The sequence below is a fragment of the Saccharopolyspora sp. NPDC045941 genome, assembly GCF_056431445.1.
This window is the reverse complement of the sequence record NZ_JBWKKU010000106.1, coordinates 1-23,353: the sequence shown is the minus strand read 5'-3', so window position 1 is coordinate 23,353 and position 23,353 is coordinate 1. Positions and strand designations below refer to the sequence as shown.

The window sequence follows — 23,353 nt, the reverse complement described above, 5'->3', positions numbered from 1 at the left end:
CAGCGTTGCAGCGCTGGCCATGCTTGGAACCTTGCATCCGATCACTGGGAAGGTACGCCCCTTCCCAGCCGATCCACAGGTCTCCAGCATTGCTCACGCTCGGACGGTGATGTGGGCTGCTGTCCTCCCTGAAACGATCAGCCGACCATCAAGTTCTCGGCGAACACCACTGCGACCACCAGCGCCCAGATGGATTCAAGCCACGGCAACAGTCCACTGCTCGTGCCGGGAACCCGGTATCTGGCGCGATGATCGGCCGCCGCGTCGGAGCGAGTGGTTGATTTGGCGTATGGGTGAAGTCTGGCTTGGTCGTCTATGTCGTTGTCGCAACCTGTGACATGAATAGGTGATCATCTGGCATTGGCCGCGTTCAGGGGGCGTGTGACGATGGGGTCTAGGAAGGCGAAGCCGTGGACGGCGGCGGGAGCGGCACGTGCGGCTCGAGACGCGCGGATTGGCACCGTGCAGTTTCTGCGGGACGCGCCGATTGCGCGGGCCTGGCAAGCGTCGAAGTTGGTGTCGGAGTTCCAGGTCAAGGTGGCACACCTGAGTACCCAGGCTGACGCTGAGACAGCGCGGGCGTCCGCCGCCGCGCTGTTGTTCATGGGCTTGGGCTATCCAGAGACGTGGCGGCCCGGGAACTGGATGGAGGCTACCGAGAGAATCTTGGCCGACGAGGCTGATTTGCTTGCCGGTGCCGACCTCTACATCCTGAGCCCCGAGCTGTGCGATGTCGTGGTTGCCGCTGCCCAGACGCTCACCCCCGACGACCTCGGTCTGATCACCGAAAACGATCTGCCCAGCCGGTCCGGCCTACTCGTCCTGCCTTATCCCTTACTTGTCAAGGCAATCAATGGCAGCCTCGGCGATGACCGCGCCTACCGGTGGAACACGCCGGCCCAGGTGCCCAAGCCAAATCCGGAGACCGGCGAGATCGAGAGCCTGTCCGCTGTGCGGGTATCGCTGTACCACGACAGCCACGGCCCGGTGCGCCCCGATTCGTTCCTTGACTTCGAGGCCACTGCCCGTGCTCAAGGGACCCCGCTACCGCCCCTGCTAATAGACGCCATGCGGTGCGTTCCGTTCGGGATGACCGTGACGGATCAGCAGCGACGTAACCTCACCGCCTACGCAACGGTCGCCCAGCAGACGAGCCAGGAAGCCCGTCGCCGGAACCGTGATCTGGGGTTCGAGGAAGAACGGGTGATCGGTGAATACACCCCGGGTAGCGAGATCGACGACCTCGACGGCAACTTCACCATTAGATTCCTCTACGCCTTCTGGCGTCTCTGCGAGCAGAGAATCGCCAGCACTGAAGCGGCCGAGGTACGCCACGCCGCTCAGGTGGCGGCTAAGAAAGCCGACGTTTCACCGGACGTACGAGTAGTCAAACTGGGCTCGGTATCCCGCAAGCCAGTTGACGAACCAGGCAATGCGAACGGCCGTCGGTGGCAGCATCGCTGGGTGGTTCGGATGCATAAGGTCCGTCAGTGGTATCCCTCGGAGCAGCGGCACAAGGTCATCTACCGCGGTCCTTATGTCAAAGGGCCGGATGGCAAGCCCTTTATCGGTGGTGAAGTCGTACGTGGCCTGACCAGCTGATGCAGCGATCATGCCCAGGGTGGGTGGGGCGTCGGCATGTTGCCGTCATGCGGGATTCCTTCCGCCGCCACGCGGGTTGCGGCCTGGTCCTGGCGGGCCTGCACCACGGGGTTGTCGAGCAGTGGCGCAGGCCCGCCAGGCGGTTACGGTGCTGTGCGTCGGCGCCGTCGGCGCACGATGGCGATCAGCGCGACCGCTGTGGTGGCGGTGACGAGTGCGATCGTGGGGACCACCAGTCGGAAGGTCGCGAGATCGGCGTCCGGGTGCAGCAGCGACCCGAGGCCGAGCATCAGCACCGTCAGGACGAACGCCGCGGCCAGGATGGTCAGGCACAACGGGCTGCGCACCGCATCCCGCACCAACCCGCCATCCGCCTGGATCTGCCGCTCGACGACTGGCTCCAGACGGGGCGCGATCGACTCGAGGCCGGGTGTGGGCTGGTGGGGGACCACGCCGGCGATGACGGTCCACGTCGGTGGCGATTCGCCCTGGCGCAGCCGCTCCAGCGCCCACCGCCACAGGCGGGCCTCGCGTTCGCTGACGCCGCAGGCCTGCAGGACGGCATCGACCACCTCGGTGCGTGGCGGGAGTCGTGTCTGGGTGGCCAGCCGGTGCACCACGCTCTTGGACACCCGGTGGTTACTGCGGTACTCGACATCCCGCACCGACAGCCCTGACTGGCATCTCAGCGCATCCAGCGCCTGGTTGAACTCCTGCGCCGTGGTGGCAGCCACCGCGGCGTGCAGGGCGTATGGTCGGGATCGGGATCGCCGTGCAGCAGCTCCATCCAGGCCAAGTGCGCCAGCATGGTTTCGCTGTTCAGCCATGCTTGGACCGGCGACAGCGCCTGGTCCGGAGGCGGGGCTGGTGGCCACAGTTCCGGAGCAGGCTGCCGCCGCGGCAACACCGGCACGGGATCGTCGTTGCTGTTCTTGCAGCAGCCACGTCGGCTGCCGGCGCCGTCGAAGCGACTGGTGGCCGAGGCTGGTCAGCGCGCAGGATTTCCCATGCCTGGCGCCACCGCGGCAGCGCCGGTTCCTCGCCGGTGGCGCGCAGGAATGCGGCCACCTCGTCGAAGTCCGGCAGGCCGTGGAACTCCAGCACCACGTGGAAGCGTCCCGGTGACAGCCCGGTGCTGGCGGCCATCGCTTCAGGCGTTGGGGCGCCGGCGCGGCGCCAGATCCGCAGCAATTCACGGTGGAATGCGGCCAGACGGGCCTGCCAGGACTCGGTGTCATCGTGATCGCCGGAGGGGGCGGGGGTGAACATCAGCCACCTCGCTCACAGGTGCGGGGTGGTCAGCGCCCAACGAGGCTGCAGCCGGCCGCTGAGCATCAAGGCCGCGACGCCACCGAGCAGGACCACGTTCATCGCGGTACCCATCGGATGGTTCAGCACGACGAGGACAAGCAGCACCGTGTAGATCAAGGCGAGCGTGATCACCCGTGCCACGACGATCGTGGCGGCGGTGCCGGGCACCGGGCATGCGGCGATCACGCCGTGAGGATCGAGCATTCGAGGGGTCTCTTCTTCCTGTACGTCAAGGACGCGTCCCGGAGAAGACGCGCCGTTGTGATGCGGATGTGTTGAATGTGAAGCGTCGGCGTCACCGGTGCCGATCTCTGGGTTCGCGCCCGCCGCGTACAGCGGTAGGCGCGGTGCCGAACGAATTGCGCCCGCTCGGCACGGAGTACGACATGGATCACCGCGCAACCATCATTACCGGCCCTGACGACCGGAAATGAGTCCCAGCCGTCCCAGCTGACGTCCCCCTGTGTGGGAACCACCACAACCATTCGGGGTGGCGGCGATCACTTTTTCGGGTTGTCGGCTGGGATTTCGGCTGGTCCCCGCGTCCCACGCACCGTCCCAAGCTCGCTGTCCCCTGGACAGCGATTAGCCTGCGTAGCAGGCTGCGGCGTTCGGGGCGCCCGGCCCGCGAGTACGTCTGATGCGGACACTCGGCTGGTGGTGGATCACCGGATTGCGCCCGGCCCACCACCATCCCCTTACTTCCCGGTACCGCGTCCGGCGTGGCCTCCCAGTGGTCACGCCGGACGCGGCCAAAGCCGAAACCCGGTGCCACGGCCCGGCCAGCCGCGTTGGTTTCCTTCTCGCCCTCCAGTGCGTCGGCGTGCGGCCAGACGCGCATCGATGCGCGCGTGGAGGTCGGTCATCAGCTGGTCGACCCGCCGCTGAACCTCCGCGTCGTAGCGATCTGCCTGAAACTCGGCCACGAGCGTGTTTCTCCCTTGAGCTCCCGTTCGAATCGGACCCTGCCACTGAATCGCACGCTGGCTGAGACCCGGCCGGACGAGTCCATCCGGACCATGCCGTAGGTCACCGGCAGTTCACGGCGTCGCGTGATGACCGGCAGAGGCAGGCCACGACACTGACCGCTCCCAACCTCGGCCGGAGAGCCATGATCGGTGACCACGGGCGGCACCAGGCCCGTGACGATCTGCTCACTCATGGCCATCGCCCTGGTGACCAGTGCACATCAGGGGGCAACACCCCTGCAGACGCCAGAAATCGCGACGGCCGAAGGGCCGCCGCGATGCGGTGTTCAAGTACTCGCTGTGATGGGGAAATTTCACGCGATTTTGTGTCCGAGGGGGGACTTGAACCCCTGCCAGTGGGAGGAATCCCCGACCCGGGGATTTATCTCCATGGCGCCGATGCTAGCGCTGGGTTCCCCGGACGTCGACGAGCTCCATCAGAAGGGGCTTGAGCCTTAGTTCGACTGGGCGTAGTTACTTGTGTTTGTGGCTGGGCAGGCAGCCATCGCCGACGGGCAGATACGTGATATCCCCGCACCGCCGCGAGCGTAGTGGAGGTGAAGTCCCGCCCGAGCAGGTCCGGCGCCGGTGGCGCAGTCGGATCCGGAATCGTGGTGCGTTTACGTTTCCGCAGATGACGGAGCATGATCGCATGCTCATGCATCAACAGGAGAGGCCCTGTCCAAGGTCCTTGGTACGCTCCACCGATCGGAGTGGCGGTGTTGAAGAAGTGGTCCGTGTATTCACGCCGAATGGTCCCATAGCTGGCAATCCAGGTGGTCCCATGAAGTTGGCAGAAAACCGCTCAGGGCGGTCCCATGCACATGGCGGCCAACAATTGCGACTACGGTTTGGGGGGTATCGACTGCTTCAGCGGGTAGTTGCGCGACCACTCCGCACTGACCTCGCGCAGTGCCTGGATGAGCTTTCGTACCGCGGGCGCTGGTTGAGTGTCCGTGCGCCATATCATGCAGACGGTCAGCTGGGGCGGGCCCCAGTCCGTTAGAGGTGTGGCGATCTCGTCGACGTGGTGGTCGCGGAGCGTATGCCGGGGCAGCATGGCGATGCCCACTCCGGCGGTGACCATGAGCAGGCTCGTGTGCGGGTTGGTCGTCTCGTAAACGATGTCCTGTGCTGTTGGTGCGAATGTGGAGTCCACCAGCTCCCGCAATGCGAAGCCGCGCGCGGAGACCACCCAGGACTGGCCCTCGAGGTCCTGGATGCTGACGGTTGGTTTGTTCGCCAGCGGATGGCTCCGGTGCACGCACAGCACGACTTCATCGGTGATCAGATCGGTTGCGGTGAGGCTCGCGCTGGCGGCCCGATCGCTGGGGCCCACCACCAGCCCGAGGTCGAGCTCGCCGTTCGTCACGCTGTCGCGCACTGCCTGGGAGCCGGATTCCTTCACTGAAAAGCGCACGTTGGGAAACGAGTTCCGGTAGGACGGGACCACTCTCGGCAGAAGTATCTGGCTGGCCGTGGTGACTGCGCCGAGACGGACGCTGCCGCTGCGCAGTCCGTTGATCAGGCCGGCCTCCTCTCGAAGGGCGCGGTCGGCCTGCAGCACCTGCCTGATGTGTGGGAGCAGAATCCGGGCCTCGGCGCTGGGGAGGACCCCGTTGGCGCGGCGGATCAGCAGGATGACGTTGAGATCCTCTTCGAGGCGCCGGATCTGCTGGCTGAGCGTCGGCTGCCCGACGCCGGCCTCCTGAGCTGCCTTGCGCAGGGAACCGTGGCGGACCGCCGCCTCCAGGTAGCGCAGCTGTTCCGATCTCATGCCGAGACCATAGGCGGCGCGATCGATGATGGCAATCGCTGTGGTCGACAGTGACCACTTCCTTCAATCAGTAACTTGCATCACGCTGATAGGCGAATCGAGAGGCCCACCTCCTGAGGCCCTGGATGAAGGGAGACGAGATGCCCCGCGCTACCGAGAGCGCCGCGATGCCATGGCTGCGCCGGCTCGGCGTCGAGACGCCCGAGTTGATCGTCGCGACGGATGAGCAGCTATCGGCGTCGAACGGGCCTGCGTTCGGGCCACCGTGGGTGGTCAAGCCCGACATCGCGGGCAGCGGCAAGGGTCTCGCCGGCCTCGTGCACATCTGCCGGTCCCGGGACGAGCTGTCGTCCGCCGTGACCGCAACCCTTCGAAGTGGCGTGCCCGCAGTGGTGGAGGAGTACGTTGAGGGTGCGGAGTGCTACCTCTCCATTGCCCTTGACGAGACCACACGTGGCGTCGTCGTACGTGCCAATGCCACCGGCGGCGTCGGTTTCGACGCGCACCAGGCGGCAGCCGCGACGGTCGGTCTGGCGGAAGGCCTCGAGGACCACGTGGTAGCGGCCCTGCTCGATGAGGCTGCCGTCCACGACCTACGGCTGCGAAGTGCGATCGCTGGTGCGCTGCAGGTCCTGTGGACCGCCTTCTGCGATGCGGAGGCCGTCCTCATCGAGGTCAATCCGTTCCGTTGGGACGGTGAGCGACTGGTCGCCGTCGGTGTGGCGGTCGAATTCGATCCCCACGGCCATCCGGCCGCACAGGCACTCCGACCGACACCGCTGGTCGATCCCGACGCTGTTCTGGACCGCGCACCCACCCCGCGCGAGCTGGCAGTGCGCGAGGCCGACGCCGCCGAGCCGAACCGGGCCGGCATCAAGTTCTTCGAGTTGGACGGCGACGTCGCCTGCATGATCACCGGTGGCGGTGCGGGACTTCTGGGGCTGGACTACCTGACGGATCTCGGCGTCCGCCCCGCTTGCTATCTCGACGCTTCGCCAGGTGCCGGTAGTGAGAAGCTGCAGACACTCTTCAGTTCCGCGCTCTCTGTCCCCGGGCTTCGCGGGGTGCTGTTCGGCGGCGCAGTACTGAGTCTCGCCGATGCGCGTGACGTCGCGCTTGAGTTCGTTGCAGCCGCGGATCGGGCCGGATTCGACGCTACTCGTGTGCCGACTATCGTCCGGCTGGCCGGCCCGCACGAAGCAGAGGCCCACGCAGTCCTGAAAGAGCGCCTGCCAGGAGCGCTCGTACTTGATCGCGCAGCGTCTCTCGAAGATGCATGTGACCTACTGCTGTCCGCCATGGAACGGTCACCGCAGGAACTGGAAGGGCTTGCCCGATGATTCGTCGACTTCTCGAAGCTGGTCCTGGGCTTCTCGTGCAAGGCATCACCGGTAGGCAAGGGCAGCTGGAAACCCGATGGATGATCGAGTCCGGTGTCAAGGTGGCAGCCGGTGTCACACCCAGCAAGGGCGGCTCCGAGGTGCACGGGGTGCCGGTCTTCGACACCGTCGCCGCGGCCGTCGCGGCGACGGGTGCACAGGTGGCGATGAGCTACGCGCCGCCGCAGGCCGCGGCCGATGCGGTCGCGGAGGCGGCGCAGGCGGGAATCGAGCTGATCGTGGTCAGCTCGGAGAACATTCCACAGCATCGTTGGCTTCGGGCGCTCGAGGTCGCGCGAGCGCACAACTGCCGCGTGATCGGACCGAACTCCCAGGGCGTCGTCGTCCCAGGCGTGGCCAGAATCGGTTGTCCCGGCGGTGACGAACCGTGGCAGCGGTTCGCCCCCGGGTCGGTGGGCATCGTCTCGCGGAGCGGCGGCATGGCCTCCGAACTGTCGATGTTGATGCGGACGTGGGGATTGGGTACCAGCGTGCAGATGTCCATCGGCGGCATGCCGACGGTCGGCACCACCCTCACCGAAAGCGTCGAACTGGTCGCGAGTGACCCGAACACCTGCGCCGTGGTGGTCTTCGGAGAACCGTCCAGTCGCCAAGAAGTCGACTTGGCCCTCGCGGTGGCAGACGGACGAATCGAGGTGCCGATCATCGCGATGGTGGCCGGTCGTGCCGGCGATTCCTTGCCGTCGGCGCTGACGTTCGGTCACGCGCCGCGCGGCGCCGATGGTGCGACCGTGCAGGAAAAGTGTGCAGCGCTCGCCGACGCGGGCGTCCTCGTGGCCCGCTCGACGCATGACGTACGCGCGCACCTCGCGGAAGCACTCCCGGCCGCGGTTTCTCGCTGACCGGCATCCCTGACAGACAGGAAAAACCTCGCCATGCCCCAGATCGAATCCCGAGCGGATTCCCCGGCCCTGACCGTCGGCACCAGCGCCGCGGACAGCACCGGCCGGCCGTGGTTCGAAGCGGAAATAGCCAAGCGCCGTGAGTTCGCCCTGGCGATGGGTGGCCCAGACAAGATCGAGCGCCAACACGCGCGCGGCCGCTTGACGGCGCGCGAACGCGTCGAGCGACTCGTCGACGAGGGATCGTGGCGGGAGATCGGCATGATGACCGGCTCGGCCCGCTACGACGAACGCGGGCAGCTGATCTCGGTCGAACCGTCGAATGTTGTGTGCGGGCAGGCGAAGATCGATGGCCGTGACGTGATCGTCGTGGCCGAGGACTTCACCGTGCGAGGGGGGTCGTCGGAGGCGACCAACCCCGAGAAGTGGCAGTACGTCGAGCGCTTGGCGCTGACCTACCGTTGGCCCGTGATCCGGCTGGTCGAGACCGCCGGCGGCAGCGTCAACCTCCTCGAGCAGATGTCTGCCACCAAGATTCCCGGATACCCGCACTGGCCGATGGTGGAGTTGTTGGGCACCGTCCCCGTCGTCGGCGTCGCGCTCGGCGCCGCCGCCGGCCTCGGTGCGGTAAGGGTGTGCGCGAGCCACCTGTCGATCATGACCGCCGAAGGTTCCTATCTCTTCGCCGGTGGACCTGCGGTGGTGAAAAAGGCCGTGGGCGAAGACGTCACCAATGCCGAACTCGGCGGCTCGGGTGTGCATGCGCGCGGATCAGGTGTCGTCGACAACGAGGCAGCCGACGAGTTCGAGGCACTCGAGCAAGTCGTCCGCTTCTTGTCCTACCTGCCGTCGAGCGTCCATGAGCTCCCTCCGGTGATGCCCTGCGCCGATCCGGTGGACCGTCGTGATGAGGCCTTGTCCACGACGATTCCGGCGATCAAGCAGTACTCGTACGACATGCGCGAGTTGCTGGCCTCGGTCTTCGACGACGGCAGCCTGTTCGAGATCGGACGCTACTTCGGACAATCTCAGATCACGATGCTCGCACGTCTCGACGGTCATCCCGTCGCGGTCCTCGCGAATGATCCCAGGTGGCTCGGCGGCTCATTGACCGTCGACTCCGCTGAGAAGATCACCAGGTTCGTCGACATGGCCGACACCTTCCACCTGCCGGTGGTGAACCTGATCGACCAGCCCGGCACCTTTGTCGGCAGCGATGCCGAGCAGAAGGGCACCCTGCGCAAGGGCATCAGGGCAGCGATGGCGCTCGAGCAGGCGCGTGTCCCCTGGCTCTCGCTGTTCGTGCGTCGCGCCTACGGGCTGGCCGGCGCCGCCTACGGCCCGGTGGGTGGTGGCAGCATCAACCGGCGTCTCGCCTGGCCGACGGCGCACTGGGGATCGATCCCCATCGAGGGCGGCGTCGAAGCCGCCTACCGGCGCACGCTCGCGGAAAGCGATGACCCGAACACGCTCCGCAAGGAGCTGTATGCCCGCTTCCAACCCGTGGAGAACCCGTTTCGAACCGCCGAACGGTTCGGTATCCAGGACATCATCGATCCCCGCGACACCCGTCCGATGCTGTGCGAATGGGTCCGTCAGGCCTACCGAATCCTGCCCGAACACCTCGGTACGACCGCGCGCACCATGCGGGCCTGACCGCAGACCCCATCGCGAATGCGACTTACGAGGAATGGAACATGAATCTCCAACACGCAGACGTCCGACGCGTTCTTGAACTGCTGGATACCGCGGAGCATCTGGATTCGCTCGACCTTCGGATCGGAGACGTGGTCCTGCAGGCGCGCAAACCCGGGGCCGCGCAGCTGAGTGCGCTGCCGGTCGAACTCCCCGCAGCACCCTCCACCACCGCGGCCCCGGACGTCAAGGCGCCGCCACCCGCGCCGGCCAGTGCCCCGACCGCTGCCCCGATGGCCGTCAGCAGCCCGGCGACATCCGAGGTCCCGGATCGGATGATCGCGATCCGGGCGCCCATGCCCGGCACGTTCTTCCGCACGCCCGCACCGGATCAGCCGCCGTTCGTGGAAGAGGGCCAGCAGGTCGAGGCGTCCGCGACGCTGTGCCTGGTCGAGGTCATGAAGATGTTCAACTCCGTCGCGGCGCCGGCAGCGGGCCGGGTCCATTCGATCCTCGCCGAGCACGGGCAAGCTGTGGAGCACAACCAGATCCTGATGATCGTCGATCCAGCCGAGGCGGAGGACGCTGCCTAATGTTTTTGTCAAGCAGCGGTAGCCGTGTTGGTCTTGTAGTCGGGTTGGTAGGGCTGGCGGGTGCGCAGCAGGGCGAACAGGACGTTGATACGGCGTCGAGCGAGTGCGATGAGGGCTTGGTGGTGTCGTTTGCCCTCGGCACGTTTGCGCCGGTAGAAGGCCTTGCTGGCGGGGTCGGTGCGGATGGCGCAGAACGCGGACTGGTAGAAGACGAACTTCAGAGTCTTGCTGCCGGCGGTGGCCCGGCGCAGGTAGTGCATCTTGCCGGACTGCTGCAGCACAGGCGCCAGTCCCGCGGCCGAGGCGAGCTGGTCGGCGGTGGTGAATCGGGTGAGATTTCCTGCCTCCGCGAGGAATTCCGCGGTCAGGGTGGCCCCCATCCCCGGCAGGCTGCGGATGAGGGCCGCGTCAGGGTGGCGGTCGGGATCCTCGGCGATCTGGGCGTCCAGCTCCCCGATACGGCGCCGGACCGCGATGGCCTCGGTGGCGAACTCGCGGGCGAACTCGGCCATCCGCGCCTCGCCGGGCACGACTGTCTGCTGGGTTTTGGCGGCTGCCAGTGTCTTGTCGGCCAGGGCTTCGGCGTAGGGGCGGCGGACACCAGCGTGCAGCAGGTGCTCGGTGATGCGGCGCCGACCGGCCCTGCGGATCTCGGCCGGGGTGACATAGCGGGCCACAAGCCGCAGGTCGCCGAGGTTGGTGACGTCCACGGCGCGTTCCAGGCCGGGGAAGAAGCTGGCGAGGGTCTCCCGCAACCGCGCCAGGCGGCGGGTCTGGTCCACCACGAGTTCACGGCGGCGGCTCACCAGCATGCGCAGGTCCAGCGTGATGTCGTCGCTGGTGGTGACCTCGCGCCAGTCGCTGCGCAGCCGCAGCTGGTCGGCGATGGTCTGGGCGTCGCGGGGGTCGGATTTGGCCTCACCGCCCTTGGTGGCGCGGCGGGCTCGGTTGACCACCAGGCCCGGCACGTGCACCAGGTGGATACCGGCATCGAGGAGCATGGCGGTCAGCAGGCTGGCCACACCGCCCATCAAATCGATCGCGACAGTGAGCTCGCCGTGGTCGGCCTCGGCCTGCCGCAGCTGGCCGATCAGGACGTCGATACTGTCGGGATCGTTGTCGATGCGTTGAGAGACAAGGACTTTCCCGCTCTCGGCCACCACGATCGCCACCCAGTGGAATTCTTTGGCGACATCGATTCCCACCTTTACCGCCATCGATCCTCCGATCAGTCAGACGGTGCGATGTGTCCCCGTTCCGCCGCCAACGCCCTACATAGCGATCGATCGCAGTGCCTAATCAGCGGTCAGAACAAGGGGGCGGGGCAGAGGGCCCAGCATCCTGAACCATCACGGGCAGCCAGCATGAAAGCCATCTCTGCCCCGCCTGCACACCCCGATCTTTCCGGACGACCGGGGGCACACCAGAAAGGTAGGGCAGCATGACCGGCGACATCCCCATCGTTCGGCACGACATCCGGAGGGTGTTCGTCGCCAATCGCGGCGAGATCGCGGTTCGCATCATCCGGGCGTGCCGTTCGCTCGGCATAGAAACCGTTCTCGGTGTATCCGAGGCGGACGTCGACAGCCTGGCCGCGCGGATGGCCGACGAGGTCGTCGTCATCGGCCCGCCCCAGCCGACACACAGCTACCTCCGGGCGGACCTGCTGGTCCGGGCCGCGAAACGGACCCGGTGCGACGCAGTCCATCCCGGCTACGGATTCCTGTCCGAACGCGCGTCGTTCGCCCGTGCCTGTGGTGCCGCCGGCCTGATCTTCATCGGTCCGACGCCTGAGTCCATTGACAGCATGGGCGACAAGATCACGGCGGTGGGCCTGGCTGCGGAGGCAGGCGTTCCGTGCGTGCCCGGCTCCGGCGCGGTGTCCGATCCGGACGAGGCATTGACGATCGCCACCCAGATCGGTTTTCCGGTGCTGATCAAGGCGACTGCGGGCGGCGGCGGCCGCGGCATGCGGGTCGTGGGGTCGGCCGAGGAGCTCCCGGACGCGTTCCGATCCGCATCCTCGGAGGCCCAATCGGCCTTCGGTGATCCCACGCTGTACGTCGAGAAGTTCATCGAACGAGCGCGGCACATCGAGATCCAGGTCATCGGTGATCAGTTCGGCAACATCGTGCATCTGGGTGAGCGTGAGTGCTCGACGCAGCGCCGCCATCAGAAGCTGATCGAGGAGGCACCCTCACCGGTACTCGGGGAAGACGAACGTGCCGCGATGGGGGAGAGCGCGGTCCGCCTCGCGCGGAATGTGGATTACGTCGGTGCGGGCACGGTCGAGTTCGTCGTCGACGACCGCGACAACAGCTACTACTTCCTGGAGATGAACACCCGCATCCAGGTCGAGCATCCCGTGACGGAGATGATCAGCGGACGCGACCTGGTGGCCGAGCAGATCCGCATCGCATCGGGCCTGCCGCTGTCCTTTGCGCAGGACGACATCGTCCTGCACGGCCACGCCATCGAGTGCCGCATCAACGCCGAGGACCCCGGCCGGGGCTTTTTCCCCAGTCCTGGCTTGGTCGAGGAGTGGGCGCCGCCGAGCGGGGAGGGCGTGCGCGTCGACACCCACTGCCATTCGGGGTACACGGTCTCGCCGTACTACGACTCACTTCTCGCGAAGATCATCGTGCACGCCCCCACCCGGGCCGAGGCGATCGAGAAGATGAGCACCGCGCTGTCCGAGTTGACGGTCACCGGTCCGACGACCACCGCGGCGTTCCACCACGCGGTGCTCGCCCACCCGCACTTCTCCGAGGGGGCCGTCACCACGAGATGGGTCGAGGACACCTTTCTCCCATCGCGTGACCGGGACCTCGGCACTCGTCAGTCCCTCGCAGAGGCGGGAGCATCGGCATGAGCAGCCACCGGCTCACGTTCACCGACACGAGTCTTACCGACGGCCAGGCCGCGGTTTGGGCTGGCGCACTGGATGATCGGATGCTCCTCGCCCCCGCCGGAGCGTTGTCCTCCAGTGGGCTCGCGGCGGTCGAGGTGCTCAGTCCGGCGGTCCTGGACGAATGCCTGGCCCGCGATGAGCACCCGCTGCAGCGGGTGGAACTCGCCCGGCGGCACTACGGCTCCGTTCCGCTGCGCGCCACCGTCAACCTGCTGACCGGGCATGGACGACCGGGCGCCGACGTGCTCGGCCCCACGGCGATCGACGGCTGGCTGTCGGCACTCGCCGCGGCGGGCCTGCAGCAGGTGGTCCTGCTGGATCCGTTGCTGGAACTGGCTCGCCTCAAGGCGGCTCTGGAATCCGCCTCCACCGCGGGGCTGACCGCCATTGCCGCCCTGCCCTATGCGGCCGATGACGGCGTGTCGGACGAAACCTACGCGCAGCGAGCGGCCTCGCTCGTCGCTGCCGGCGCTGCGCGGGTGATGTTGCGGGACGAGAGCGGAGTACTGACACCGGATCGGGCTCACGACCTTTTCCCGGCACTGGTGGCGGCGCTCGGCAGCACTCCACTCGACCTCCACACGCGATGCCATACCGCGCTCGGGACCGTCGTCGCTCTCGAGGCCGGCGGCCTCGGCGTCAGTGGCATCGACACGGCGCTGCCCTCGGTCGCCAACGGCGCCTCCCTGCCGTCGCTGCCGTCATTGATCCGCGTCCTGCAACGCGAGCATCGCCATCTGGATCTGCCTGACCTCGACAGCCTGCTGGCCGCCGATGCGATCCTCGCCGATATCGCTGACCAGGAAGGCTTTCCGGCTGCGGCGGCGTGGCCTTTCGATTTGGCGACGTACGTCCATCAGCTGCCGGGAGAGGTGGCGGCCGACGTTCGGCAGGCCGTGCGCGAGCGTGGACGCTGGGCAGACCTGCACGAGTTCGCCGCCGAGTGCGCGGCCGTGCGCCGTGAGATGGGCTCGCCGCCGATGGTGGCCCCCTTCGCCCGCGCGATCGCCGAGCAGGCGATGTGTCACTTCGATGGCGAGCAGAGATACGAAAGCCTGCGGCCGGTGCTGCGCCGGTTGCTGCAGGGCGCGTACGGCACGGTCGATGGTGACCTTCGTACCGACCTCCAGGCGCGGGTCGGCTCACTGCTGTCATCCGAATCCTCGTCCCCGGCAGTCGAAACCGATCTCGAGGCCGACGATGAGGATGCTCTGCTCGCCTGGGTGGCCGGAGTCACGATCGCCACGGTCCCGAGGAGGGCGGACGTGGTGCCGTACGAGGCGTTGACACCCTACGAGAGCCTCGCTCGCGGATTGCTCGAGCGCGCCGGCCGGTACGCCACGTTGAGTGTGCACGCGCCCGGTGTCCGCATCCATCTGCAACAGGAAGGGTGATCCCGTGCTCACCAACCTTCGAAACCTCGTCGAGGCGGAATACGCCCGGACGGGTAAGCGCCGGACGATCGCCCTGACCGACGGTACGCTCCGGGACGCTCATCAGTGCCTGTGGGCGACCCGGATGCGCACCGAACACATGCTGCCGATCGCGGAGAAGATCGAAGACGCGGGCTTCGGTTCCGTCGAGGCGCTAGCGATGGTGGGCTTCGACGCCGGAATCCTGTTTCTGAATCAGGACCCTTTCGAGCGGGTGCGGCTGCTCCGTGATCGGATCACGACGACGCCCCTCCGGGGTGCTATCCGCAGCAATTTGCTTCATGGCTTCTACCCCCAGCCGGACGACATCAACGAGCTCTTCATCGAGCGGATGCTGGTCAACGGCATCCGAGACTTCGCGGTCCTCGACTCCCTCCACTCGTGGGACAACGTGGCACCCGGAATCCGCGTCGCCAAACGGCTCGGGGCGAAGGTCACGATCGCTCTCGTGTTCAACCTCGCGCCGGGCTACGACGACGATTTCTACGTCCGGCAGGCACGAGAGGTCATCGAGCGCTTCGGCCCGGACACGATCTGCCTCGCGGATGCCGGTGGCAGCCTGACCGTCGAGCGCACCCGGACGCTGGTACCGGCGCTGCGGGCGGCGATCGGCGACACCCGGCTGGAGCTGAACACGCACTGCTTGACGGGGATGGGGCCGCAGGTCGCTCTCGAGGCGGCGGTGTACGGCGCGGATCAGATCCTGACCGCGATCGACCCGTTGGCCAACGGCAACTCGCTGCCATCGGCCCAGATGATGGCCCGGGACCTGCGCGCCCTGGGGTTCGACGTCGCCGTCGACGACCGATTGCTCGACGAGGTCGGGGACTACCTGGGCAGGCTCGCCGACCAACTGGGTTACCCGGTGGGTGTCCCGGCGGAGTACGACCCCTCGAACTACCAGACGCAGTACGCCGGCGGCGCCATGACGAATCTCGAGGCGCAGCTGAAGGCGGCCGGAATTGCGGACAAGCTGCCGGCGGTGATCGAGGAGATCGGCCGGGTTCGCGAGGAGCTGGGTTCGCCCGTCATGGCGACGCCGTTCCCCGCCATCGTCGCGGCCCAGGCGGTGATGAACGTCCTGAACACCGAGCGCTACGCCGTGGTGCCGGACGAGGTGAAGAAGTATGTGTGCGGATACTTCGGCGTGCTGCCTCTGCCCGTCGACGACAACGTCAGAGACCTGGTGATGCACAACGGCTCGCGCGACATATCCGAGACACCGCCGCAGCTCGACCCGATCCTGCCGCGACTGCGCGAACGGTACGGGCACCTCTCGCCGGACGAGATGATCCTGCGGTACATGTACGACGACCAGAAGATCGACGCACTCGTCCCGGTCGAGGACACCTTCAGCGTCGAGCAGTCGATCGTGGAGTTGGTGGCCGGGCTCGGACGGATGCCGAGCCGGCGGAACGTGCGACTGGTGGCACCCGGCGTCGAACTGCGCGCCAATGGCTGACGCCGCGCTGCGCCCGGAACCTCGCCCCACCGCCGAGACGGCGGCCTACTGGGAGGCCGCCGCAGACGAGCGCCTGGTGGTCCAGCGTTGCGAAACTTGCGGTCGCCACCAGTTCTACCCGCGCGCTTTCTGCACGGCCTGCCTGTCGGAACGGCTGGATTGGGTGCAGTCCGCGGGGCTGGGGCGCATCTACACCTTCACGATCTGCCGGCTTCCCGCGCATCCCTCGATGGCGGACAAACTCCCCTATGCCGTGGCCATGATCGACCTCGACGAGGGGGTGCGGCTGCTGACCAACATCGTGGACTGCCCGATCGACCGCATCCGCGTCGGCGCCCGAGTCGCAGTGCGTTTCGAACGGATCAGCAGTACCACCGTCCTTCCCCAATTCACTCTGACAGAGCTGGAAGACTGATGATCACCGACTACTTCGACGCGGGTGCCGCTCGATACCCGGAGCGCACATTTCTGCAGTCCGACACAGTACGGCTCAGCTACCAGGACGTCGTGGACGCGTCGCACGCGATTGCGCACGGACTGACCCAGGAAGGCCTGGGGAACGGCAACATCGGCATTCTGTCCCCCAATCATCCCGACGGCTTCGTCGCGATGCTCGGGATCCTGCGCGCGGGCGCCACCTACGTGCCGCTCAACGCCCGCGATCAGATCGAGGACCTGATCTGGTTCATGCGCTTCACGGAAATGTCGGCGTTGGTCTACCACGAGCAGTACCTCCCGCACATCGACCGCATCCGGTCCGAAGTACCCACGCTCACAGCATGTATCGCCTTCGAAGAGCACACCGCGAACGGGCCGAGCACCGAGACCTGGAAGGGAGATCACAGTGGACAGATCTGCGACACCCGACGAGATCTCGACGACATTGCGTTGATCAAGTCCTCCGGCGGCACGACGGGCCGTCCGAAGGCGATCGTGCAGACCCACCGCTGCCTGCTCTCCGCCTACCGGATCGCCAATCAATTCACCGCACCGGCGAAAGAACCGGTGCACCTGGTGGTAGCGCCGCTGACCCATGCTGCGGGCGCGACGGCGATGGGGCTGTCCGCCTTCGGCACGCGCAACGTGCTGGCGCCGTCGACCGATCCCGCGGTGATCCTCGAACTGATCGAGCGGGAGCAAGTGACGCACATCTTCCTACCGCCGACAATGATCTACCGGCTCCTGGCGCATCCGGACGCACAGACCCGTGACTGTTCCTCCCTCGAGTACGTGATCTACGGCGCTGCGCCGATGTCGGTCGACAAGCTCAAGGAAGGGTTGGCGCTGTGGGGCCAGGTGTTCGTCCAGTTCTACGGTCAGTCCGAGGCACCGGGAGTGATCACGTGCCTGTCTCGTCAGGATCATTACCTCAGCGATGACCCCGCGGCCGTCAAACACCTCGCGTCGGCCGGCCGGCCGACCGGGGCGTGTGAGGTGGCGCTGATGGATGACCACGGCGACTTCGTCCCGGCCGGTCAGCGCGGGGAGATCGTCGCCCGAGGTGAACTGGTCTGTCCCGGATACCTCAACAATCCCGAGGCGAACGCCGAAGCCCACCGCTTCGGCTGGCACCACACCGGCGACATCGGGGTCTTCGACGAGAGCGGCTACCTCTACGTCGTCGACCGCAAAAAAGACGTGGTGATCTCGGGCGGATTCAACATCTACCCCAGCGAGATCGAGCAGCTGATCTGGTCGCACCCCGCGGTGCAGGACTGCGCGGTCGTCGGTGTGCCCGACGACGACTGGGGCGAGCGGCTCACCGCCGTGATCGAGCTGAAGTCGGAGTCCGATGTGACCGCCGAGAGCATCGCCGAGATGTGCCGGAACCGGTTCGGCAGCATGAAGACCCCCAAGCAGGTCGAGTTCTGGCCCACGCTGCCGCGCAGCTCGGTCGGCAAGGTCCTCAAGAAAGACGTACGCGCCAAGCTCATCGACGAACACACGGGGACGGACTGAGAGATGGCGGACAAGCGCACCCTTGCGGGACGGTACGCCATCGTCGGGGTCGGTGAAGCGGGACTGGGGAGGGCGCCCGCCGGCTCCACGTCGCTGTCGCTGCAATGCCGGGCAGCACGCCTGGCGATGCTCGACGCCGGGCTCGGCCTGGCCGACATCGACGGTGTCTTCGCACACTGGGACGATCGTGCGAACGCACTCCTCGTTGCGGAGTACCTGGACATTCACCCACGGTATGTCGACAACACGGTGGTCGGCGGCCAGTCCAACATCACCCACCTGGTCCATGCGATGGCCGCCATCGAGGCAGGCCTGTGCGAGGTCGCCCTGGTCACCTACGGCAGCACCCAGCGCCTGGACAAGAGTCGTGCACGGGGCGGCGTTGTCCAGGACCCGCGCTCGCCGATGGGCCAGTTCGCCACGCCGTACGGAATGCTCAATCCGGTCGGGTACTACGCCATGTTGGCCCAGCTGTACCTCAGTCGCTTCGGCTGTGCGCCAGAAGATCTCGGCGAGGTGGCCCTCGCCGCCCGCCGCTGGGCACAGCTCAATCCGAACGCAGCACTCCAGGCGCCTCTGACCATGGATGACTACCTCGCCTCACCCGTGATCGCCGACCCGCTCCGCAAGTTCGACATCTGCCAGATCAACGACGGCGCCGGCGCCATGATCCTGACCAGCACCGACCGCGCCCGCGACCTGGCGCGGAAACCGGTGTCGATTCGAGGCTTCGGTGATACCTACCGGCATCACATGACACCCCTCGGCAACGAGGACTGGCTCGACAACGGCGCCCTGCGCATGGTCGCCGACGACGCACTGGCCATGGCGCAGCTCGACCGCCAGGACATCGACCTGGTCCAGATCTACGACGCATTCACCATCAACGTGCTCGTTGCGTTGGAAGCGCTCGGCTTCTGCGAACCCGGCGGCGCCGGCGCATTCGTCGGCGGCGGCCGAATAGCCCCGGGAGGGACCTTCCCACTGAACACCTCCGGAGGAGGACTCTCGTTCAACCATTCCGGCCAGTTCGGCATGCAGTTGACGATCGAGGCGGTCCGCCAGCTGCGCGGTGAATGCGACCTGCGTCAGGTCCCCGGCGCACGCACCTGCCTGGTGCAAGCCGGAGGAATGGTCATGTCCGCACACATGGTCATGATCCTGGACGCGAGCTGACTTCTCGGCCCGGCCATCGTGGTCTCGCCCTACCACTTATCCCTCCAAGGGGGGCACTATGCAAGAGAAAACTATCGCGCCGGACGCTATGATGACGGCCAACCTGCTGTCCCGCCTCGACCGGCTACCCATGACGAGGACAGCGCTGCTGACGACGATCCTCGTGACCGTCATCTGGGTCGCGGAGGGGTTCGAGACCGGGGTGATCGGCCCAATCCTGCTGCTGGTCAAGGAGTCCTGGGGCCTGACGGCTCAGGGCACCGCCCAGCTCGGGATCGCGTCCACCAGCGGCATCATCGTGGGCGCAGCCCTCGCCGGTCGTCTCATCGACCGCCACGGCCGCAAGGTGGTGCTGCTCTGGGGCGTCACACTGTTTTCGCTGTTCTCCGCGCTGTGCGCGGTGTCGGCGGATGTCGGTTGGATTATGGCGATGCGCCTTCTGGGCGGCCTCGCGCTCGGCGCGGTCTTCCCGATCCCGTACCTCATGCTCTCGGAACTGCTGGGGACCCGGTCCCGCGCAAGAATGATCGCCGCGGCGTCCGCGGTGCTCGCGCTGAGCTATCTGATTCCCCAGGCCGCTGCGCTCGCCGTGATCGACCGCCTTCCGGTCGATCTGGCCTGGCGCATCCTGTTCCTCCTCGGCGGCCTGCCGATCCTGGCGGTGCCGTTCATCTACCGGTATCTGCCTGAAAGCCCGCGTTGGCTGCTGCTCAAGGGACGCGAAGCCGCAGCGCAGGCGTTGGTGGAGCGGATGGAACGCGAGGCGGGATACGAGCACGACAACGAGCTCTTGCACCCCGGGATCACTGCCATCATGCAAGCGGAAAACGAGGCCGGCACCCAACGAGGCAGCGGGTCTGCGGCCCTGTTTCGCCGGCCGCTGCTCGGCCGACTCGTTCTGTGCCTACTGATCTGCGCCGGTGCAAGTGCCGGTGCCTATGTGCTCTTGGTGTACGCATCAACGATTTACGCGGCTATGGGGATGTCAGCCCAGGGAGCGCTGGTCACCACCATCGGGATCATCATCGCTGGCGCAGTGGGGGCGATCACGGTAGGGCAGTTTGCCGACAGATTCGGCCGCAAGAAGACCTTCCTCACCTACAGCCTCGGCGCCGTGTTCGGTTTCAGCATGCTCGCACTATCCCAGAGCATTGCACTGGCTGTCGCCTTCGGTCTTGTCAGCGCGTTCTTCTGCACGGGTTTGGTGCCCTTCACCAAGCTGTTCACGGCCGAGCAATTCCCCACTCACGCACGGGGAACCGCCGCCGGGTTCGTGGAGTCCGCGAGCCGGTGCTTCGGTGGAGTTCTCGTCGTCGCGTTGATTCCATTCCTGCAAGTCAATTGGGGGACGAGTGCCCCGTTCTGGCTCATTTGCGCGATCTTCCTGGTGTGCCTCGGACCCGTCGTGCTCCGTGCTCGTGAAACCCGCGGCATGAGCATCGACCAGGCAGGAGCATCCTGAGTTCTGACGCCCCACGGCCCCGCTTGCATCACAGGCGAGGATGGCGCCCACCGGATGACCGGTAACCGCTTCAAGGCCCGGGATTCCAGAACATATGGCACAGGCGGAGAAGCCGATCACGAGTGGCGGTAACACATGCGGGCACTTCGAGGGGCGCGGGCTCGCAGCATCCTTGGAGAGGGTCGCCCAGTCGTGGAAGCTCGCCACCGCAGCGAGAGTTTGTCGGGTGCATCCGCGCCGCTCTCCACGATCGGTAGCCCAGCCGCTGAGCTACCGAATACTACGTTGCCCAGCACGGTGGGCTCGATGTCTGGCAAGTGTGGAACATTCCGCAGGCACAAGAGCCCACCGGCACACGTACGGACAACTGCGGCGCGACTAGACACTGATCTTGTGGCGTTAGTGGTGGTGTGGGCTGAAGAGTCGCTGCCACAGCGTCGCTTCTGCGACGATCCGGAGTTCGGGGGTCCATGCAGCGGGCATTTTCGACTTGAGCAAGACTCATTCCGCGACGGTGTGCTCCAACGCGTTCCGAGTTGTCGTCCGGATCATCACGGTTGGCCGGTACCGAGAAGCGGTAAGCAGGGCTGCAAACCTTCAGCCGCCGCAGCGACGACGCCGACCTGGTGATCGTCGAGCTGTCCCGCGAGCTGGCCCACGTGCTGCGCGAGTTGCTGGCGGAACAACTCGAAGTAGGCGACACCGACAGCGCCAACACCTGGCATGAGATCGATTGGTACCTCGAAGGCGCGATGCGCAGCCCAGCCGAAGCCGACGCCGCCGGCGTCAACCGGTCGTCAGTCAAGACGAAAAAAATCCACCTGTATAGCGCCGACACTGGCGAGCCGGTCACATCCTGCATTGCTCACACGGACACCATCGGGCTGCTCCAGTGGTCCCCGACCGACAGCTACCTCGCCAGCATCGATCACGCGTCACTCATCATCTGGGATCCGACGACAGGCCGCTCGCTCGCCACCGTCGACACCAACGCACACGGCCCACAAGCACTCGATCTGTACTGGTCATCAGACTGCGCGTCCAGAGCGACGACTTGGGACGACCACACCACGCGAACATGGCGCCGCCCGCTCGAGTTGAGCGTCATCGAGCAGGAAATTGCTTCCATAACTGGCCGGTCGCTGACCACCGACGAGCGACAACGTTACGGCCTTGCCAAATGAGGCGATCTTCCCGTTTCTCCACGTACGGGCGAACACACCCTGAACAGATCTTGAGTAATTCCGCCTTGGCCAGAGAAGCAGCCTCATCGGCCGACATCGACGGCGACGAGCAGATCTCGGTACGGGTCGGCTAGTCGGCCTCGAACGGCCCTTTCTACCTCGCGTCCTCTGCCGCAGATCGGCTGAACGGGTGGCAGCAGCGTGCGTGGCATCACCGGCCATTGCTTGCTTCGTCTCGCCGGAGAAGGTTTCGCCGACGGGGAGGGAACAGGATGACGACTACCCAGCACAAGCATGGTGAGGATGTGTTTGGCACCTGGGTTGAGCAAGCCGGTCGCCGGACAGCACGGCGGACGCCCCGTTGTGACGGCGCCGGAATTCGGTTTGCTTTCTACGGCCGTACTTCCACGCGTCGTCATCAGCACTGCGCTACCTCGGCTGCCTGGCAACGGGAGGCGGCAGAGCACACTATCGCCGGGCACGGTGTCATTGTGGCGGAGTTCTTCGACGCTGGATGTTCTCGTCGTTTGCCGTGGGCGCGGCGTCCGCGAGCCGCGGCTCTGTTGGCGGCGCTCGGCGATCAGGATCGGGGTTTCGATGCGATCGTGGTCGGTGAGTATGAGCGTGCCTTCAGCGGCAATCAGTTTGCCCGTATGTTGCCGCTTTTTGAGCGTCACGGCGTGCAGGTGTGGTTTCCGGAGGCTGGCGGGCCCTTCCAGGCCGGCAATCCCAATCACCAAGCGCTGATGACGATGCTTGGTGTGCAGTCTCAGCGGGAGGTTCTTCGGGCTCGGCATCGGGTGCTGGCGGCGATGTGTGCTCAGGTTCGTGATCAGGGGCGTTATCTTGGTGGTCGGCCGCCGTATGGGTACCGGCTTGTTGATGCTGGCCCGCATCCGAATCAGGCACACGCACGGTGGGGGCGGCGGATGCAGCGATTGGAACCTGATCCCGCTACGGCACCGTATGTGCGTTGGATGTTCGCGCAACGTCGGGCGGGCGAGAGTATCTCGGGTATTGCTCGGGCTCTCAACGGTCAACATGTGCCGTGTCCGTCGGGCGTTGATCGGGACCGAAATCTGCACCGTGCCGGCCAGGCATGGACGGTGCCGACGGTGGCGTCGATCCTGGCCAACCCGCGCTATACCGGTCGCCAGGTGTGGAATCGCCAGCAGGCCCGCCGCGCCACGAACGACGAGGACTCGCAGCTGCATTTATGGAGCACGCCGCAGGAGTGGGTGATCTCGACACGGGCCACGCATCCGGCGTTGGTCAGCGAAGCTGACTTCGTGACTGTGCAGGCCATCCGGTCCGCGCGACCGACCGGTGACGGTACGACCCGCACGTACCGGTTCGCGGGTCTCCTGCGGTGCGGGATCTGCCATCGCCGTATGGATGCGCACTGGGCGAACCGGCGTCCCGGCTACCGGTGTCGCCATGGGCACACCAGCAGTCAGCAGCGCACACCGGATCAGCCCAAGAGTGTCTATGTCCGCGAAGACCACTTGCTCGCGGAGCTCGCATCCGAGCTCACCAACTCGGTCCTAGTGTCGTGAGTCGTTGATTCATTGTCAGGTTGTTAGGGTGTGGTATGGGCGATGGTCGTGGACCGAAACTGGCCTTGCTGGAACTGAGCCA

19 protein-coding genes and 1 pseudogene are annotated in these 23,353 nt (G+C 66.2%); 14 read left to right on the top strand and 6 right to left on the bottom strand.

Annotated features, from left to right (window positions below):
• Positions 1-462 precede the first annotated feature (462 nt).
• Positions 463-1,602: a hypothetical protein gene (locus AC07FN_RS43670; RefSeq protein WP_478400995.1), complete on the top strand. Its 1,140-nt coding sequence runs from the start codon at positions 463-465 to the stop codon at positions 1,600-1,602.
• Between the two features lie 143 nt (positions 1,603-1,745).
• Here the strand turns inward: AC07FN_RS43670 and AC07FN_RS43665 are convergent, their stop codons facing one another.
• The 5 genes and pseudogenes from AC07FN_RS43665 to AC07FN_RS43645 form a co-directional block, all read right to left on the bottom strand.
• Positions 1,746-2,336, bottom strand: a complete 591-nt coding sequence (locus tag AC07FN_RS43665; RefSeq protein WP_478400994.1) for a helix-turn-helix domain-containing protein — start codon at positions 2,334-2,336, stop codon at positions 1,746-1,748.
• 85 nt (positions 2,337-2,421) lie between these two features.
• Positions 2,422-2,871, bottom strand: a complete 450-nt coding sequence (locus AC07FN_RS43660) for a hypothetical protein (RefSeq protein ID WP_478400993.1) — start codon at positions 2,869-2,871, stop codon at positions 2,422-2,424.
• A 12-nt stretch (positions 2,872-2,883) separates the two neighbouring features.
• Positions 2,884-3,117: a hypothetical protein gene (locus AC07FN_RS43655; RefSeq protein ID WP_478400992.1), complete on the bottom strand. Its 234-nt coding sequence runs from the start codon at positions 3,115-3,117 to the stop codon at positions 2,884-2,886.
• A 1,265-nt stretch (positions 3,118-4,382) separates the two neighbouring features.
• Positions 4,383-4,548: pseudogene (locus AC07FN_RS43650) on the bottom strand (IS3-like element ISRhosp5 family transposase); the annotation flags it as partial.
• A 177-nt stretch (positions 4,549-4,725) separates the two neighbouring features.
• Positions 4,726-5,658, bottom strand: a complete 933-nt coding sequence (locus AC07FN_RS43645) for a LysR family transcriptional regulator (protein ID WP_478400991.1) — start codon at positions 5,656-5,658, stop codon at positions 4,726-4,728.
• 140 nt (positions 5,659-5,798) lie between these two features.
• Between AC07FN_RS43645 and AC07FN_RS43640 the strand changes: the two genes are divergently transcribed.
• From AC07FN_RS43640 to AC07FN_RS43625, 4 genes are read left to right on the top strand one after another with little or no spacing between them, the layout of a single operon-like run.
• The gene (locus tag AC07FN_RS43640; protein ID WP_478400990.1) at positions 5,799-6,998 is read left to right on the top strand and encodes an ATP-grasp domain-containing protein; all 1,200 of its coding nucleotides are present in this window, start codon (positions 5,799-5,801) and stop codon (positions 6,996-6,998) included.
• Positions 6,995-7,900: a CoA-binding protein gene (locus AC07FN_RS43635; RefSeq protein WP_478400989.1), complete on the top strand. Its 906-nt coding sequence runs from the start codon at positions 6,995-6,997 to the stop codon at positions 7,898-7,900. Before AC07FN_RS43640 ends, AC07FN_RS43635 begins: the two co-directional genes overlap by 4 nt.
• A gap of 33 nt (positions 7,901-7,933) precedes the next feature.
• A complete protein-coding gene (locus AC07FN_RS43630) occupies positions 7,934-9,556 on the top strand; it encodes an acyl-CoA carboxylase subunit beta (RefSeq protein WP_478400988.1) in 1,623 nt (540 codons plus the stop codon).
• A gap of 41 nt (positions 9,557-9,597) precedes the next feature.
• Positions 9,598-10,128 (top strand): acetyl-CoA carboxylase biotin carboxyl carrier protein, encoded by a 531-nt coding sequence (locus AC07FN_RS43625; protein ID WP_478400987.1) that lies wholly within the window; start codon positions 9,598-9,600, stop codon positions 10,126-10,128.
• 8 nt (positions 10,129-10,136) lie between these two features.
• Here the strand turns inward: AC07FN_RS43625 and AC07FN_RS43620 are convergent, their stop codons facing one another.
• Positions 10,137-11,345 carry an IS110 family RNA-guided transposase gene (locus AC07FN_RS43620; RefSeq protein ID WP_478400986.1) on the bottom strand — a complete coding sequence of 403 codons (1,209 nt, stop codon included), beginning with the start codon at positions 11,343-11,345 and terminating at the stop codon, positions 10,137-10,139.
• Positions 11,346-11,569: 224 nt separating this feature from the next.
• Between AC07FN_RS43620 and accC the strand changes: the two genes are divergently transcribed.
• The 9 genes from accC to AC07FN_RS43575 all read left to right on the top strand — a co-directional run bounded on the left by accC (position 11,570) and on the right by AC07FN_RS43575 (position 23,271).
• Entirely contained in the window at positions 11,570-13,000 is a 1,431-nt protein-coding gene (accC, locus tag AC07FN_RS43615) for an acetyl-CoA carboxylase biotin carboxylase subunit (RefSeq protein WP_478400985.1), read from the top strand.
• The gene (locus AC07FN_RS43610) at positions 12,997-14,433 is read left to right on the top strand and encodes a hypothetical protein (RefSeq protein WP_363822023.1); all 1,437 of its coding nucleotides are present in this window, start codon (positions 12,997-12,999) and stop codon (positions 14,431-14,433) included. The genes accC and AC07FN_RS43610 overlap by 4 nt, the downstream gene beginning before the upstream one ends.
• A 4-nt stretch (positions 14,434-14,437) precedes the next feature.
• Entirely contained in the window at positions 14,438-15,934 is a 1,497-nt protein-coding gene (locus tag AC07FN_RS43605; protein ID WP_478400984.1) for a hypothetical protein, read from the top strand.
• Positions 15,927-16,349, top strand: coding sequence for a Zn-ribbon domain-containing OB-fold protein (locus AC07FN_RS43600; RefSeq protein ID WP_478400983.1), 423 nt, complete (start codon positions 15,927-15,929; stop codon positions 16,347-16,349). Before AC07FN_RS43605 ends, AC07FN_RS43600 begins: the two co-directional genes overlap by 8 nt.
• A complete protein-coding gene (locus tag AC07FN_RS43595) occupies positions 16,349-17,893 on the top strand; it encodes a class I adenylate-forming enzyme family protein (RefSeq protein ID WP_478400982.1) in 1,545 nt (514 codons plus the stop codon). Before AC07FN_RS43600 ends, AC07FN_RS43595 begins: the two co-directional genes overlap by 1 nt.
• A 3-nt stretch (positions 17,894-17,896) precedes the next feature.
• Positions 17,897-19,069, top strand: a complete 1,173-nt coding sequence (locus tag AC07FN_RS43590; protein ID WP_478400981.1) for a thiolase C-terminal domain-containing protein — start codon at positions 17,897-17,899, stop codon at positions 19,067-19,069.
• A 58-nt stretch (positions 19,070-19,127) separates the two neighbouring features.
• Positions 19,128-20,531, top strand: coding sequence for an MFS transporter (locus tag AC07FN_RS43585; RefSeq protein ID WP_478400980.1), 1,404 nt, complete (start codon positions 19,128-19,130; stop codon positions 20,529-20,531).
• Between the two features lie 626 nt (positions 20,532-21,157).
• Positions 21,158-21,715, top strand: a complete 558-nt coding sequence (locus AC07FN_RS43580) for a hypothetical protein (RefSeq protein ID WP_478400979.1) — start codon at positions 21,158-21,160, stop codon at positions 21,713-21,715.
• Between the two features lie 272 nt (positions 21,716-21,987).
• Positions 21,988-23,271: a recombinase family protein gene (locus AC07FN_RS43575; RefSeq protein WP_478400978.1), complete on the top strand. Its 1,284-nt coding sequence runs from the start codon at positions 21,988-21,990 to the stop codon at positions 23,269-23,271.
• The last annotated feature ends 82 nt before the right edge of the window (positions 23,272-23,353 follow it).

Coding starts and splice junctions, on each gene's coding strand:
- AC07FN_RS43660 (WP_478400993.1), bottom strand. CDS start 2,871: ATGTTCACCCCCGCCCCCTCCGGCGATCACGATGACACCGAGTCCTGG.
- AC07FN_RS43655 (WP_478400992.1), bottom strand. CDS start 3,117: ATGCTCGATCCTCACGGCGTGATCGCCGCATGCCCGGTGCCCGGCACC.
- AC07FN_RS43645 (WP_478400991.1), bottom strand. CDS start 5,658: ATGAGATCGGAACAGCTGCGCTACCTGGAGGCGGCGGTCCGCCACGGT.
- AC07FN_RS43640 (WP_478400990.1), top strand. CDS start 5,799: ATGCCCCGCGCTACCGAGAGCGCCGCGATGCCATGGCTGCGCCGGCTC.
- AC07FN_RS43635 (WP_478400989.1), top strand. CDS start 6,995: ATGATTCGTCGACTTCTCGAAGCTGGTCCTGGGCTTCTCGTGCAAGGC.
- AC07FN_RS43630 (WP_478400988.1), top strand. CDS start 7,934: ATGCCCCAGATCGAATCCCGAGCGGATTCCCCGGCCCTGACCGTCGGC.
- AC07FN_RS43625 (WP_478400987.1), top strand. CDS start 9,598: ATGAATCTCCAACACGCAGACGTCCGACGCGTTCTTGAACTGCTGGAT.
- AC07FN_RS43620 (WP_478400986.1), bottom strand. CDS start 11,345: ATGGCGGTAAAGGTGGGAATCGATGTCGCCAAAGAATTCCACTGGGTG.
- accC (WP_478400985.1), top strand. CDS start 11,570: ATGACCGGCGACATCCCCATCGTTCGGCACGACATCCGGAGGGTGTTC.
- AC07FN_RS43610 (WP_363822023.1), top strand. CDS start 12,997: ATGAGCAGCCACCGGCTCACGTTCACCGACACGAGTCTTACCGACGGC.
- AC07FN_RS43600 (WP_478400983.1), top strand. CDS start 15,927: ATGGCTGACGCCGCGCTGCGCCCGGAACCTCGCCCCACCGCCGAGACG.
- AC07FN_RS43595 (WP_478400982.1), top strand. CDS start 16,349: ATGATCACCGACTACTTCGACGCGGGTGCCGCTCGATACCCGGAGCGC.
- AC07FN_RS43590 (WP_478400981.1), top strand. CDS start 17,897: ATGGCGGACAAGCGCACCCTTGCGGGACGGTACGCCATCGTCGGGGTC.
- AC07FN_RS43585 (WP_478400980.1), top strand. CDS start 19,128: ATGCAAGAGAAAACTATCGCGCCGGACGCTATGATGACGGCCAACCTG.
- AC07FN_RS43575 (WP_478400978.1), top strand. CDS start 21,988: ATGACGACTACCCAGCACAAGCATGGTGAGGATGTGTTTGGCACCTGG.